Annotated in this window: 15 protein-coding genes; 2 read left to right on the forward strand and 13 right to left on the reverse strand. The window is 37.6% G+C overall.

The features are described 5' to 3' along the window. Window positions 1-86 precede the first annotated feature (86 nt). Complete coding sequence (locus tag IGK91_RS11620; RefSeq protein WP_309597268.1) at window positions 87-971, reverse strand: hypothetical protein; 885 nt, start codon at window positions 969-971, stop codon at window positions 87-89. A gap of 250 nt (window positions 972-1,221) precedes the next feature. Between IGK91_RS11620 and IGK91_RS11625 the strand changes: the two genes are divergently transcribed. Beyond that, a complete protein-coding gene (locus IGK91_RS11625; protein WP_010737002.1) occupies window positions 1,222-2,355 on the forward strand; it encodes an alcohol dehydrogenase catalytic domain-containing protein in 1,134 nt (377 codons plus the stop codon). Window positions 2,356-2,382: 27 nt separating this feature from the next. Then, complete coding sequence (locus IGK91_RS11630) at window positions 2,383-2,700, forward strand: YrhK family protein (protein ID WP_010720999.1); 318 nt, start codon at window positions 2,383-2,385, stop codon at window positions 2,698-2,700. A 293-nt stretch (window positions 2,701-2,993) separates the two neighbouring features. On the opposite strand, the gene IGK91_RS11635 is transcribed toward IGK91_RS11630, so the two are convergent. From IGK91_RS11635 to IGK91_RS11690, 12 genes are all read right to left on the reverse strand, one after another. After that, a complete protein-coding gene (locus IGK91_RS11635; RefSeq protein ID WP_010737001.1) occupies window positions 2,994-3,461 on the reverse strand; it encodes a GNAT family N-acetyltransferase in 468 nt (155 codons plus the stop codon). A gap of 272 nt (window positions 3,462-3,733) precedes the next feature. Beyond that, on the reverse strand, window positions 3,734-4,987 hold the full coding sequence (locus tag IGK91_RS11640; protein ID WP_010721001.1) for a PTS sugar transporter subunit IIC: 1,254 nt from the start codon (window positions 4,985-4,987) through the stop codon (window positions 3,734-3,736). A gap of 34 nt (window positions 4,988-5,021) precedes the next feature. Further along, complete coding sequence (locus IGK91_RS11645) at window positions 5,022-5,339, reverse strand: PTS lactose/cellobiose transporter subunit IIA (RefSeq protein WP_010721002.1); 318 nt, start codon at window positions 5,337-5,339, stop codon at window positions 5,022-5,024. A gap of 15 nt (window positions 5,340-5,354) precedes the next feature. Beyond that, window positions 5,355-5,675, reverse strand: coding sequence for a PTS sugar transporter subunit IIB (locus tag IGK91_RS11650; RefSeq protein WP_113803816.1), 321 nt, complete (start codon window positions 5,673-5,675; stop codon window positions 5,355-5,357). A gap of 281 nt (window positions 5,676-5,956) precedes the next feature. Beyond that, window positions 5,957-6,631 (reverse strand): DUF1003 domain-containing protein, encoded by a 675-nt coding sequence (locus tag IGK91_RS11655; RefSeq protein WP_010737000.1) that lies wholly within the window; start codon window positions 6,629-6,631, stop codon window positions 5,957-5,959. Window positions 6,632-6,684: 53 nt separating this feature from the next. Next, entirely contained in the window at window positions 6,685-7,677 is a 993-nt protein-coding gene (locus IGK91_RS11660; RefSeq protein WP_034868020.1) for an aldo/keto reductase, read from the reverse strand. A gap of 241 nt (window positions 7,678-7,918) precedes the next feature. Continuing rightward, window positions 7,919-8,731: a peptide-methionine (S)-S-oxide reductase MsrA gene (gene msrA / locus IGK91_RS11665; protein ID WP_010736998.1), complete on the reverse strand. Its 813-nt coding sequence runs from the start codon at window positions 8,729-8,731 to the stop codon at window positions 7,919-7,921. A gap of 192 nt (window positions 8,732-8,923) precedes the next feature. Next, entirely contained in the window at window positions 8,924-9,664 is a 741-nt protein-coding gene (gene truA / locus IGK91_RS11670) for a tRNA pseudouridine(38-40) synthase TruA (RefSeq protein ID WP_025480461.1), read from the reverse strand. A gap of 132 nt (window positions 9,665-9,796) precedes the next feature. After that, window positions 9,797-10,432, reverse strand: a complete 636-nt coding sequence (locus IGK91_RS11675) for a DUF998 domain-containing protein (RefSeq protein WP_010721009.1) — start codon at window positions 10,430-10,432, stop codon at window positions 9,797-9,799. A gap of 186 nt (window positions 10,433-10,618) precedes the next feature. Beyond that, window positions 10,619-12,067, reverse strand: a complete 1,449-nt coding sequence (locus IGK91_RS11680) for a response regulator transcription factor (protein ID WP_181934420.1) — start codon at window positions 12,065-12,067, stop codon at window positions 10,619-10,621. A 4-nt stretch (window positions 12,068-12,071) separates the two neighbouring features. Next, on the reverse strand, window positions 12,072-13,799 hold the full coding sequence (locus IGK91_RS11685; protein WP_010736994.1) for a sensor histidine kinase: 1,728 nt from the start codon (window positions 13,797-13,799) through the stop codon (window positions 12,072-12,074). Continuing rightward, window positions 13,792-14,406 (reverse strand): YesL family protein, encoded by a 615-nt coding sequence (locus IGK91_RS11690; protein WP_010721012.1) that lies wholly within the window; start codon window positions 14,404-14,406, stop codon window positions 13,792-13,794. Before IGK91_RS11690 ends, IGK91_RS11685 begins: the two co-directional genes overlap by 8 nt. Between the last annotated feature and the right edge of the window lie 219 nt (window positions 14,407-14,625).

A 14,625-nucleotide genomic window follows, 5' to 3' on the forward strand; every position in this document is an offset into this window, starting at 1 on the left:
AATGACTGTCACTTCCTAGTAACGGGAGTGACAGTCGTTTTTTAGTATTTCATCATTCAACGAATGATTTTTATTTAGCTATTATCTCAGGCTTTTTTTAAGGTACTACTTCCAGTTTTCAGCCACTTTTTATTTTGCCGTTTCTGCAGAAGCTTACTTCCCCCACCGAATAATACAGCACAAAACAAAAGAATGCCCCCAATAATCGCTGGATACAGCAGTAGATCTTGCACGTAATGTGTCATTAATTGTAAAGTCGCTTGTGAATGAAAAGCTATATTATGTAAAACGTCTTGTATATAAAGCAATCCTGCTAAAACGCAAAACATACTTCCAGTTGTTCCCAAAATAAACATACCATAACGTAGGAAAGAAAAGGGTGTTTTGTTAATTAACCGATATAAATAGACTAGCCAAAACGCCAATAGACCCAGACAGATGTAAAAAAGAGGTACCACTATTTTTCGAGCAGACACGATGTTTTCGATAAAAATAGTCAAGTATCGATCACCTAATGCACTTTGGAAGTGATACATGTAAATAAAGATCATTGTCTCGATTTTATTTTTCTCCTCTTTATCGATAGTCAGTTGTTTTTTTGTTGCAACTGTAGCCACCGCTTGAGCAATTATCTCACTCACCTCATTGCTGTCTCTTAGCTCATAATTTGTTTCTTCATATATATGTTGGATAAATGGTCGAAGGGCTTCTTCGACAAAACGTGGTGAAAGTGCCGTTGCAACGACCTCTGAAAATTCACTTTCTTCTGTGTTTTCTTTCCGAAAATTCTGAGCAGCTTCTGCGAGGACCAATTCGCTATACTTTGTTTTTTCGATTTGACCGAGTAAATACGCCTGATCAAAAAACGTCACTTGAATGATTCCTACGGAAATAATCACAAACAAAGTCACTGAACAAGCAAATGTGACCATCAGTTTTCTGATTTGTTCTCCCTTTTTTTCTTTTATCACAAATAACCTCCCTTTTGATCTATTTTTTAATCTGTTATTTACTTAACCTAAGAAATCAACATAATTTAATTATACTTCTAACTATAAAGCTTCTCAATGTAAACCAAATAATACACAAGTTATTTTAAAACGATTTTCCCTTTACTAAAAGCGTTTCACTACTCAAAAGCCAGCTCCTCCTTTAGAATGAAATTAGCTGTTCGTTCAAAAAATGACATGTTATAGGGTTTGAAGAAAGGAGTTTTATTTCATGAAAGCTGTTACCTGGCAAGGAAACCAAAAAATGGAAATCAGAAACGTAGATGATCCAAAAATCGTGGAACCGACAGATGCTATTATTCGAATTACCGCTACTGCGATTTGCGGCTCGGATCTTCACCTCTATCATCATGGGGAGGCTGTCTTAGAAAAAGGATATGTCGTTGGTCATGAACCAATGGGGATTGTTGAAGAAGTAGGTCCTGCAGTAAAAAAACTAAAAAAGGGTCAGCGGGTCGTTATTCCTTTTAATATTAGTTGTGGGCATTGTCATTTCTGTACCCATGAGATGGAAAGTCAATGTGATCGCTCAAATCCAGATCAACTTTATGGTGGTTTATTTGGCTTTGGCCGTTTAAACGGGAACCATTGGGGTGGTCAAGCTGAGTATCTTCGGGTACCATTTGCTGATAGCACTTCGTTTATCGTACCTGACAATGATCTTGCAGACGAAAAAGTCCTTTTCTTATCGGATATCCTTCCAACTGCTTATTGGAGCGTTCAAAATGCCAACGTAAAAAAAGGCGACACTGTAGTGGTCTTAGGTTCAGGACCAGTTGGATTGTTTGCACAAAAATTTGCCGCTATGGCAGGAGCAGAGCGCGTGATTGCTGTCGATCCGGTCCAACATCGTATTGATAAAGCCGCTCGTTACAATCATGTAGAAACTTATTTGTTAGAAGATACTCAGTCTGCTGGGAAAGAACTTTACGAATTAGCAAAAGGTGGCGCTGATGTCATCATTGATTGTGTAGGGATGGATGGCTTGGAACCAGTGAAAGAAAAAGCTAAGAATCTCGTTAGTTTGCAAAGCGGGACGATTTCACCGATCCAAATGGCTGCGCAAGCTGTCAAAAAATTTGGAACCGTACAAATCACTGGTGTTTATATGACCCCGGCTTCTTCGTACCCACTACAAGAATTTTTCATGAGAGATATCACAGTGAAGCATGGTCAGGCACCGATCGTTCATTTGATGCCTAAAATTTACGAGATGATTGCTGCGGGTCTGTTCGATCCAACCCAAATCATCACACATGCGATGCCTTTAGCTGATGCTGCCCGAGCATACGAGATTTTTGACAAAAAAGAAGATAAAAATATCAAAGTTGTTTTGAAACCTTAGCTTTGTTCACAGATAGGTGAGTGAGAGATGCCAGAAATAAAACGAAAAAGCCATGAAATAGATATTGGGAAAGAAGAAGATATCGAAATTGCTGGACAACGTTTTCGTCTTTATTTCCAGAACCGCTATACATTATTGTCTCTTGCAGTTGATTTATTGACAGGGATTTTTTATATTTTTGGAAGCGTAGCGTTGTTAACAGATATTCCAGACCGTTATAGTACCTATTGTTATCTAGTAGGAGCGATCTTTTTGACTGCACGACCTATTTTGAAAATAGTACGTAATGTCTTCATCTATGACGAGAAAAAAAAACAAAAAAAGAGCGAAAAAAAGAATGAATAAGAAAGCTTCCTAATTTTTCGGTAAAAAGACGGAACGCCTATTTAGGATAGCGAGCTCATTCATGCTTTTCCAACAAATCAACCATTCTAAATTCCAGGACTGATAGAACTTTCTATTGCTCCTGGAATTTTTTTGAAGCTAAAAAATAGTACCGTCCACTAAATAATACTCGAATAACCAATATACCAACAAAAATAGCATCAAAAAACAATTTCCGATTTTTCTTGGCATTGCTCACCAGAAACAAAAGATTACTGATCAGACAAAGAACCCTTTTGAGTAATCAACTCCGATCACGTTGTAAAAATCGCTAGTTGATATAAATAAACCGGGATCCCTTCATTATCTTGCACTGTCGTCAGATATTCCCACTCATATCTTTCATAAAAACCTGTATGGTCAGTCGCTACATAGAGCTGCGAAATCCCAAGCGCCCCCATATCCTTTCGAATAAATGATAAAATCTCTTTGGCAATTCCTTGATTACGATATTCTTTTTCAACAAACAACGCACAAACATTCGGAGTCAAATCTGGACGATCATGAAAATCATTCGCGATGACCCCTGCTCCAGCGATAATTTTTTGTTCTGACGTCACGACTATATACCATTGAGGAACAGCGTTAGATGATTGAAGAGAATCTTCCATGCTCTCTTGGTAAAAGGAAAGCGGAAGATGCCATTTTGACGTAAACCATTGCGCTGCCTGTTCCAACCATTCAGGTCTTTCTCTGATCTTAACCAACTCATAACCTTTCATTTCGTCCTTTCACTCCCCTATACATTTGCACTATTATAGCACGCTTGTTATCGAAATGGTTTTTTTTAAACTCCAAAAAAACCTCCTTCTATCCTTCTTTTTCACTAAGAAAAAAGAAAGCTATCCTTGAGCCATTTATCCAAAAAAAAACAGTTATCATGACCTCTGTCAGACAACTGTTTTTTTTGATCGCTCATTAAACGAAACAAGATCTTTTCACTAAAGAATAGCTACTTTTGATTGTATGTGCTGTTTCTTTCTTTTATGTGCTTTTAGCCGTTTAATGCTTCTTTTCTTTTTTCTTGAACTGTCGCTACTTTCACAAATGGTAGGTAAATCAAGACAGATAAGATTAAGTTGATAGCAGCTAAGACACCGCCAGCGATACTTTTTGTTGCTAATACCCCACCGATTACTGGTGGTGTTACCCATGGTGGCATCACCGTTGCAGCTGGAACTAGTCCGGTAGCAGTAGCAAAATAAGCAACAGATACTAAAACCATTGGGGTTAAAATAAACGGAATAAACATAATTGGGTTCAATACGATTGGTAAACCAAACATTGTTGGTTCATTGATATTGAAAACACCTGGTGCGATCGACAAGTTCGTAACAACCATATAAGGTTTATTTCTACGTCCCACTAAATAAATTGCTAGCAACAGACCTAATGTTGCCCCTGTACCACCTAAGTTGACAAAGCTATCAAAGAAAGGTTTGTTTACAATGTATGGTGCGCTATGACCAGCAGCAATCGCATTAACATTCGCTTCGATTGCTGGTGCATTGATTGTTTGCATCAAAGGGTCTACCATGTTTGCTCCGTGTAATCCAAAGAACCATAAGAATGGTGTAATGAATGCTAACAACAAAGCTGAAGGATAAGAATTGGCTAGTCCCATGAATGGTTCTTGGACAATTGTATAAAACGCGCCTACGATATCATCTACACCAAATGCAGCAAAGATCGCAGCAATCAAAGCAAAGAATGAGATCGTGATCATTGCAGGTAATAATGAAGCAAAGGCTTTAGCTACAGCTGGTGGCACGCCATCAGGCATTTTGATGATTAATTTTTCATTTCCACTTAAACGAACAAAGATTTCTGTTGAAATAATCCCAACAATAATTGCAATAAATAAACCGTTTGAGCTCATGCCCAACGCTCCGCCTAATGCGAAGAATGAACCTAAAGAAATTACTCCAGCAGAAACGCCGTCTTTACGATAACCATTTGCCAAATGATAAGCAAGTAGAAAGGCGATCAAAACTGAAAGAATCGCAAATGTACCATTCCAAGCAGCTGCGCCAAATCCTTTCCAAGCTTCGCCACCAAAAATTTTATTCATTAATTCTTGGAAACCAGGAATAGGCAAGTTATTGATCATTACTGCTAACGCACCTAAAATCATCAAAGGCATACTGACCATAAATGAATCACGAATCGCTACTAAATGACGTTGAGCACCAATTTTTGATGCCACAGGTATAAAATGTTTCTCCATAAATGCAACAAATTTATCCATGTTTCTTTCCTCTTTTCTATTTCACCAGTTTACTTTAAGCATCTAAACGTCGATATAAATCAATGATTTCTTTTGCTAAATCTGTAAATGCAATCGAAGTCATCAGATGATCTTGGCTGTGAACCGTCAATAAAGTCACTTCCATATGATTACCTTGTGCTTCTTGTGTTAACATTTCTGTTTGAGAGTGATGAGCTTGCACTAAAGATTCTTCTGCATCTTTGATTTTTGCATCAGCTAACTCAAAATCTCCTTTTTTCGCTGCAGCAATCGCTTCCATTGCATCGCTTTTTGCATTTCCGCCAAACATGATCAAACCCATGATTGCTTCAAGATTTTTTTGCTCTTGCATTGTTGGTTTCCTCCATTATTTATTGATTAATGATTCTGCTTGTTCTAATACTTTGGCACCGTTCATCATACCGTAATCTTGCATATTGATTACATCTAGAGGAATTCCTTTTGGTGCTAATTTTTCAGAAAATTGATTTTGCATAAAACGTACTTGTGGACCTAAAAGTAAAACGTCTACATTTTTTGATTCTAATTGATTGTCTGCATCTGAAGCAGATACTGCAAAGATATCAGCCTCGATTCCTTTTTCTTCTGCCGCTTTTTGCATTTTTGTTACTAATAAACTAGTACTCATTCCAGCTGAGCATACAAGCATGATTGTTTTCTTTTCCATTTTCTACACTTCCCTTTCTTGTATCTTACACTTTTATATAAAGCAATTACCGTGCCAACTTTTAAAGCGCTTTAATCCCTTGTCGTGCTAACGCTTTCAAGAGGACACTGTATAGATGCACACTTCTTTTTTCTTTGCACACTAAAATTAGTGTGCAAACGTTGATCATTTCTCTGATAAATTTGTGTAACTAATTCATGGTATCAAAAAAAATAAGCCGTAGTTTCGCAAAAATGACTCCTTTGAGCGAATTCCAGCTTATTTTTCATCTGCTTGTCCTACTATTCACTTTTGGTCGTTTCTTGAAATTTTTTGTTTAATTGGGTTAATAACTCAATTTGTAATTGTTGTAATTCTAGCATTTGTTGCCATTGCTGTGACATCAAATAATCGATTTTTTCATGCAACAAACTAATTTCTAACTCAGCTTTTAGGTTTGTTTGATAATCATGGTCGGCTGCTATCCGATCTCTAGTTGCTTGTCTGTTTTGACTCATCATAATGATCGGTGCTTGGATAGCAGCTAAACAAGAAAGCACTAAGTTCAAAAGAATGAACGGATATCGATCAAATGATAGCCCCAAAAAATGTAACGTATTCAACAAGATCCAACTACCTAAAATCACTACAAAGAGAAAGATAAACGGCCAACTACCACCAAACTTGGCAATTGCATCTGCTGATTTTTGACCAAAAGTCGCTTTTTGATTGATCGTTGTATTTAAATTTTGACTAATTATTTGCTTATTTTTCAACTGCTCTAGCATTTCTTGATTAATTTTTTTTGTTTCATTCTGGTCTTGAATGATTTTTTCTTTTATATACTCAAAATGATAATTCATAAAGGTAATAAAAGGGATTTGGGACTCTATGGTCAGTTTCTTATTTTTTTGTAAAATAAATGAACGAATATCTGTATCAATTGTTTTCAGATGAACGTAATCTTGATGAGCCATGGCCACTCCTCCTTTACGTTATTTTTCTGAGAAAAAGGAAAAAACAGCTTTCATTAGTGTCCTAAGATTTGTTCAATTTTCTGTTCTTCTTCAGGTGAGAAGGAAAGATTATCCATCATCCGAACACTTTCTTCTAATTGACTAAGTCGACTAGCGCCTACAAGCACACTGGTCACTGACTCTTGTCGTAGATTCCATGCTAAAGCCATTTGTGCTAATGTCTGTCCACGCAAATCAGCTAAATCCTGTAATTGCTTGATCTTACCCAATGTAGGTGCCACTTGATCTTCTGATAGAAAAGGAATTTCTTTACGATGGGCTCGAGAATCTTCTGGAATCCCATGTAAATAGCGTTTAGTTAATAACCCTTGCGCTAAAGGACTAAAAGTAATAGCTCCCAGACCTGTCTCTTCTAAAACAGGTGCTAAATCTTCTTCTAATAACTCTCTTGAAAACATATTGTAACGCATTTGGTGGATAATAAATGGAGCGTTCATTTCACGTAAGATAGCAGACATTTTCTTCGTGTCTTCCCCGTTGTAGTTGGAGATCCCAATATACAGTGTTTTCCCTTGACGAACTAATTGCATAAGCGCTTCTGCCGTTTCTTCCAAAGGTGTATCTGGATCAGGACGATGATGATAAAAGATATCTACGTAATCTAACCCCATCCGTTTGAGGCTTTGATCACAACTAGCAATGATCGATTTACGGGAACCCCATTCCCCATAAGGTCCTTCCCACATGTGATAACCTGCTTTGGTTGAAATGATCATTTCATCACGATACGTTTGAAAGTCTTCTTTAAAGATCCGACCAAAGTTTTTCTCTGCTGCTCCTGCTGGACCACCATAGTTATTGGCTAAATCAAAATGTGTGATCCCCATATCAAAGGCACCACGTAAAATTTCCCGTTGATTACTTATAGGATCATAATCACCAAAGTTTTGCCATAATCCTAAAGACAGCAAAGGCAATCTCAACCCAGATTTTCCAGTTTTTCGATACGTCATTTTTTCGTATCGCTGCTGATTTGCTACATACATATATTCTTCTCCTCCTAAAAAAGTATACGCTTTCAAAAAAATATGGTTTACCACTTCTTTTTCCTAATCTGCGTATGTGATATTTCGTTGTTGATAACTATTGTTCTATGTGAATTATACGCTTATCAATGGTGAATTGCTAACAGGAATCTTTTTTTGCCACAAGAAAAATCGTCGGCTCATTGGGAAAATGTCCCTAAGAAAGTAATGGAATCAGGTGACTGCTAATGAATAAGTGTACTTATTCGTCTCCTCCAGACCATTTTTTCTTTGCCCGCTTAAAAAATAAAAATTGTTGATGAGACTTCTTGATCTTCTTATAACGTTTTTGTTGTTTTTTGTAAAATTGTTGATGATAATTTTCAGCAGGCCAAAAAGTTGTTGCTGGCTTGATCTGTGTGACGATTGGTTCCGCAAACTGATGCGAAGCGATCACTTGTTGCTTGGATTTTTCTGCTAGTATTTTTTGTTCTTCATTTTCTACAAAAATGATGGAGCGGTATTGATTCCCACGATCCTGAAACTGTCCAAAGGCATCTGTTGGATCGGTGACTTGCCAAAAAATCGCTAATAGTTCTTCATAGTTTATCATTCGCCGATCAAAAATAATCTCCACTGCTTCCACATGCCCAGTCGTGCCACTGCTAACTTGGTCATAGTTAGGATGTTCGACCTCCCCGCCAGTATATCCGGACAACACGGAAATAATCCCTTGCCGTGTTTCAAACGGTTCGACTAAGCACCAGAAACAGCCCCCGGCAAAGACGGCTTTTTCTTGATAGCTTTCATCGATGATCTGGTGTTTCGCAAAGTCGTAAGACACTTGTCCCATCGGATCATGGGTGATCTTCAAATAAAAGTCCATGACGTCAGGCGTCAAATTCCCCCGAAGTGCTAGTGGTCGTAAAGAGACTTCAATCATTTCAAGGATTTCTTTTCTTTGTTTTCTTTCCCCTACTTGGTTTTTCGCTTGGATCAACAATGTCCGTTCCCATTCACGGGTATTAGGGTTTAAAATGAGATTGTATAATTCTGCTAGCTCTTGCTCCACCACTTTTCCCCTCACTTCTTGGTCAAATATGTAAATTCGTCCTGAATGTATCACGAAACTAGCGAAATTGCGAATAGACCGCTTAGAGGAGTCATGGGCGAGCGTAGGCTACTCAAAAAAACTGAAACAGCCATTCTTTTGCCTACTACAGGCAATCAAACGACTCTCTCAGTTTGTTCTATTTGATATGAATGTTTATTGGTAATACACTTCGTCTAAAAATAAACCATGTGCCGGCACGGTTTCTCCTGCCTGTTGTCTTACTTTATTCTCAAAAATATCATCAATCGCCGAAACAGGTAACTTTCCTGTACCGATTTCCAAGAGTGTACCCATCAAGATCCGAACCATCTTATACAAAAAGCCATTGCCCACAAAGGTAAAGTGCAACATGCCACCTTCTTGTTCGATTGAGAGTTCATGAATTGTACGAACTGTTGATTTTTTTGATTTTTTCAAGGCAGAAAACCCGATAAAATCATGACTTCCCATTAGTTTTTGACAAGCTTCATTCATTTTTTCCAGGTCTAGTTCTTGCGGAAAATAGAAACTATGATTTCGTTCAAAAACAGTTGGAATGGGATTATTCCACACATAATAGCTATATTTTTTCCCTGTCGCATTGTATCGAGCATGAAAGCGTTCAGGCATTTCTTCCACTTTTTTGATCACGATATCTCTTGGTAAATAGCGGTTGAGAAAAGTTAGCATTTCATTACGACTCATTTGAGAAGTCGTTTTAAAGTTTGCCACTTGTCCTCTGGCATGTGTCCCAGAATCCGTGCGCCCCGATCCAATGATCTCAATTTTTTCTCCAGTCATCTGTGAGATGATTGCTTCGATTTTACCTTGGATCGTTTTATCGTCATCTCCCAGACGTTGCCAGCCTGAGTAACGTTTCCCATCATATTCGATCGTTAATTTGATATTTCTCATGTCTTTCATTAGACTCCCCTACGATATACATTTGCACATCACGATGTGCGGTCAAGGTTTAGTCTGACACATTTGTCCTGTGGTTTCAATCAGTTTTACGAATTTCCAGCATTTAGTTAGGGCTACAGTCCGCTATGCCCTAATGTGTAAGATACTTAACCACACAATTGGTAAATAATTAAAGAAGAAACTGATCCGTTGACAAAAACCTAACTGATTCAAAACCGGCAATTGATTTAATCCGGGAATACGTGCTGCGCCATAAATTCCTGCAAAAACCAAGCTGGCAACTAGTAAAATAAAAAACGATTGAGTTAATTGTGCATCGCCCATTTTGCGATACAATAAGAAAACAAATAAAGGGAACAAAATAAATCCACCATACCCAATCCCTGAACCAAGATTGTGGATCCAAGTCGAAAAATTCCAAGAAGTTTCGTTCGTGTCCACACTAAATAACCCGGTAAAAATACAATCTGTAACACCATATAGACCGATGGCAGCTGTCACTAATAAAGCAAGTGGTTTTGAAGTAGTAACAAAAGCTTGATATAACGCTGGCATTGCCAAAACATACAAGCAGCCAGATATGACCGACCAAATCAAAAATGCTTTTCGTACGGGACTACCAACATCCCCAAAAAGACTGATCACAGCAGTCATTTGATTAAGTTTGGGATAAAAAATCCCTAAAACATACGGCGTCAGAAAATCACTTACTACTCCTGACAATAAAAAATAAAATCCATATTTACGTAAAAAATCCATCCTGCATCCTCTTTTCACCAACCAGAAAAAAGAAAGTTTCATGCTCGCTTTCTTTCAAAATTCTAGACATCATCTAGAAAAATTGTACCGAATTATACTAATTTAAACAAGCTTCAAGACATGCGGCACCTTGGATTTACTTGATGAGGGTAATGAGCACTTTCCTCTGAACCACAGTAGCTGATTTTATACGATCATTCCATTCTTTTCACGATATTCTTTTGGTGACTTGCCGACGATTTTTTTGAACAACTTTGAAAAATAGGTTGTGTTGTTGTAGCCGATCTCACTAGAAATTTCATTGATATTTTGATTGCTATGCAGCAGCAACCATTTCGCTTGTTCCATTCTGAGATGATTTAAATAAGTTGAAAAACTTTTTTTCGTTTCTTTTTTGAATAATTGCCCCAAATACATCACATTCAAATGCAGGCTTTCTGAAACTTCTTTCAAGGTTAAAGGTTCTCGGTAGTGTTCGTGTAAGATCGTCATCACTCGTTCGACATTCTCGCTATATCGGACTTGTTTTTGCTGTTTCTTGATCAAAGATAGTAAGAGTTGATGCAGTTCTTGGACTGTTTTTGCTTGATTGATCTGTTGAATCCCTTTTAAATATTCATCGTCTTCTAGCCGAATCAATTCCCGGTGGATATCCATAAACAACAAAAAACTAAAATGACGGATATCATCCGGTGTCATCACAGCAGTTTGGAATTGGTCAAAAAATTGAGTGATCATTTGTTGGGCACTAGCCAATTGCCCGCTTTTTAACACACGATTAAACGAAGAAAAATCAATTGCCTGTTCTTTCGCTGCTTCTTGTTCGGCAAAAAAGATATGTTGATCTTTTTCACCGTAAAATTGATGCAGTTGTAAATTATCTTTGGCATGTTGATAACTCTCAGGGATCTTATCGGGATCTGCTGTTTCATCTCCAATACTGATCAACCAGTTTTCTTCCATACTCTTCTCTTGAATGAAGCGGCAAAATGCAGAAACTGACGCTTCTTCCAGCAACAAAGTAAAGCGTTCCATGTCTCCAAAGTTTCGTTGATAATAAAAAAGTTCTTGGTGGTTTTTCAGCCACTGATTCACTGATTTCCCGACGGATCTAGACACTTGAGCGAGTAAAACTCTTCGTTGTTTCCCTCCGATTTTGTCTAAAATCTCTTCTTCACTCACTTCATCTAATTCTTCATTGAGCCACTGACTAAAAAGGACTTCTTGATAGATTTCTTGCTGGTTTTTCTGTTCAATTTGATGATCTAATTGCTGCTTCACTTTGGTTAAACTAGCAATCAGTTCGGTTTTATTAACTGGCTTCATCAAGTAATTGATGGCCCCTAATTGCATCCCACTTTTTAAATAATCAAATTCCTGATAACCAGAAAGAATCATAAATTCAAACGCATGATGTTCCTTTTGAGCCGCCTCGATAAATTCTAAACCATTCATTTCGGGCATCGTGACATCTGTTATAACTAAATCAATGGATTGATTTTCTAAAACAGACAATCCTTGCATCGCGTTTTCTGCCGTTGCGACTACCTGAAATCCCAAACTTGCCCAATCAACAATTTTTTGCAACCCTGCCAAGATCATATATTCATCGTCGACTAATAACACTCGGTACATGTTCCTACCCCTTTTCTTTAAATGTAATAGTGACAGACAATCCTCCTTCTTGATTGGTACTTAGCTTCATCTGATAACTATGTCCAAAACTAGCACGCAAACGTTCATTCACATTTTGCAATCCAATCGATTGGTACAATTCGACTTTAGGATGCGCCAATCTTGATTCGATCTCTGCCAAGCGTTCCGGTGTGATCCCTTTGCCGTTATCCTTCACAATAATCTGGACTCGTTGCCCTTCACGAAACACTTTCACGCTTAAGGCATTATCAAAACGTGTAAAATCGACCCCATGTTTAAAATAATTTTCGATCAATGGTTGAATCACAAACTTCGGTACTTCGATACTTGCTAATGATGGATCAATGGAAAAATGATAGGCGATCCGGTTGGGGTAACGCATCTGATATAAATAGACATATTTTTCGCAAAAGTCCAGTTCTTCCTTTAAACTGATCGTCTTTTCTTGATTAGTATTGTTTCGCAACAAGGCCGAAAAAGCATACACCACATCTGCCAATTCTTCGCTGCCTTCACTTAACGCATACATCCGAATATACTCTAACGTGTTATAGAGAAAATGAGGATTGATTTGTGCTTGTAATGCACGCATGTGGGCATCTTGCTGTTTGATTTCCAATTTATAGATATCTTCAACATATTGGTTGATGCTATCCAACATCTCATTGATCCCTATAGAAAGGTCTTTTAATTCATATTCCGTTTGGGTGGTATCGATCCGCGTCTCCAAATTACCTTTGGCCGTTTCATTCATTGCATCCATCACGAGATCTACTTGTTGCGAATAGCGCTTGAAGGTTTGGTATAAAAAGAATAGCAGACTGACATCTAATAGAAATACACCGAAAATCAATGGTGTTAAATCTTGGATAACCGCTCGTCTAACCATCGAACGATCTAAAGTAGCCAATATCCGGTAATCATCGGGTAATTGTTGGTACTGGATGAAATTATTTTTTTCAAGGTTTATCAGTGGCAAAGTGGAATTTTCTTGAAGGCTGGTTGTAATCAATTGTTCTTGGGTTGCTAGTTTATCCTTTGTCATTCCTTGATCATGGAATGTGTATAAACGGTTGGTGGTACCAGAGATCATATACAATGATAAGCCGCTAAAGGTATTCAAACTCTTTAATGCCGCATCCAATTCCGCTTTTTCAAAACCGACAAACATGCTCCCGACTTCGCTTCCACCTTGCGTGATCGACATTTTGATATAAAAAGCATCTGTCAATTTAGGCGTACCACTTTTAATCACCCCTCCTTTATTTGCTCTAGAAGATTCCAGATACTCAGGCAATTGACTGAAAACAACATAGACGGAGCTGACTTCCTCATAGCTGACATAAATATCTCTCATTAGATAAGGAAAAGAGACAAAATCGGTCGTTTTTTGTTGTTGATCATAAGCGTACATCAAATATTCATTGATCGGTTTTGTCAGATAAGTAGTCGCATTCTCGATTTTATCAGAGTTCCCCAACAATTGGTCTTTAATGATTTTACTTAGTGTCGTTTTATCGTTCAGTGTACGACTGGTACTTTGTAACGCCTCACTTGTCGTTCGCTTGGCTTGCTCTTGCGTTTGTACCCACGTATGAACACTGATGATAGCAGTCGCCACCGTTGTTAATAAAATCAGGACGAGCGCATATTTTCGGAAAAGACGATTCAGAAGTGTTCCTTGTGAAAATAAAATACGCCATTTATTCATAGCTTTCTAACTGCATATCCAGTTTTTCCCGCCATTGTTTGGTTACCAGCCCATTCCAAACAGTCAATAAGCCAATCACACCAAAGAGAATCAGTCCTTTATAATTCCAAGTTAGCCAAAAAATAATGCCTCCGCCAATCAACAATTTCAAAAAGGTCGAAAAACTGGAAAAGCCTGAAACAAAACTTAACTTAAGTAGGTTAGGAATCGAAATTTCGTATTCACTATCTAAAATCAAGCTATACTGATAAGTGGAGTAAATATAAAGTAAACTAAAAATCAGGATAAAATCAGTAATCAAAAAAAGGATTCCTTGAATTTGAACAGATAAGTATAAATTATAGCCAAGCAAAAATGTCCCCGCTAAAAATAAACCAAACAACACATTCCCACGGACAAATGTTTGTTTAAATGTTTCCCACCCTCGCTTAAACGTAATCTCTTTATATTCAAAACCATAAAGATAAAACAATTCGTTGACTGTTTTATAAGCAGGTCCAATCCCTAATACGATGGCTCCCATCAGTGTATAGATCCAAAAATAAAAAGTTAATTTCATGACCACCCACACTCTGATAAATAATGTTTCTAGTGCTTTACCTAACATGCGATTCCCTCCATAAAAAATATTGTATTCCCTTTCATTATACAAGAGTAGTAAAAAAGTAAAAGAACCAGTTTGATAAAAATCCTAATGAACTTTTAGCTACTTGGTTGCTTATCTTTCATTTCTTCGGACACTAATCAAAAAGCAGAACTCTCCAAAAATTCGACATGCAAATTTCGGAAAAAGTTCTGCTTCTTTCTAGAAACTGATTCAGTTTCT

The organism is Enterococcus sp. DIV1208, assembly GCF_050530455.1.
GTDB lineage: Bacteria > Bacillota > Bacilli > Lactobacillales > Enterococcaceae > Enterococcus_B > Enterococcus_B hirae.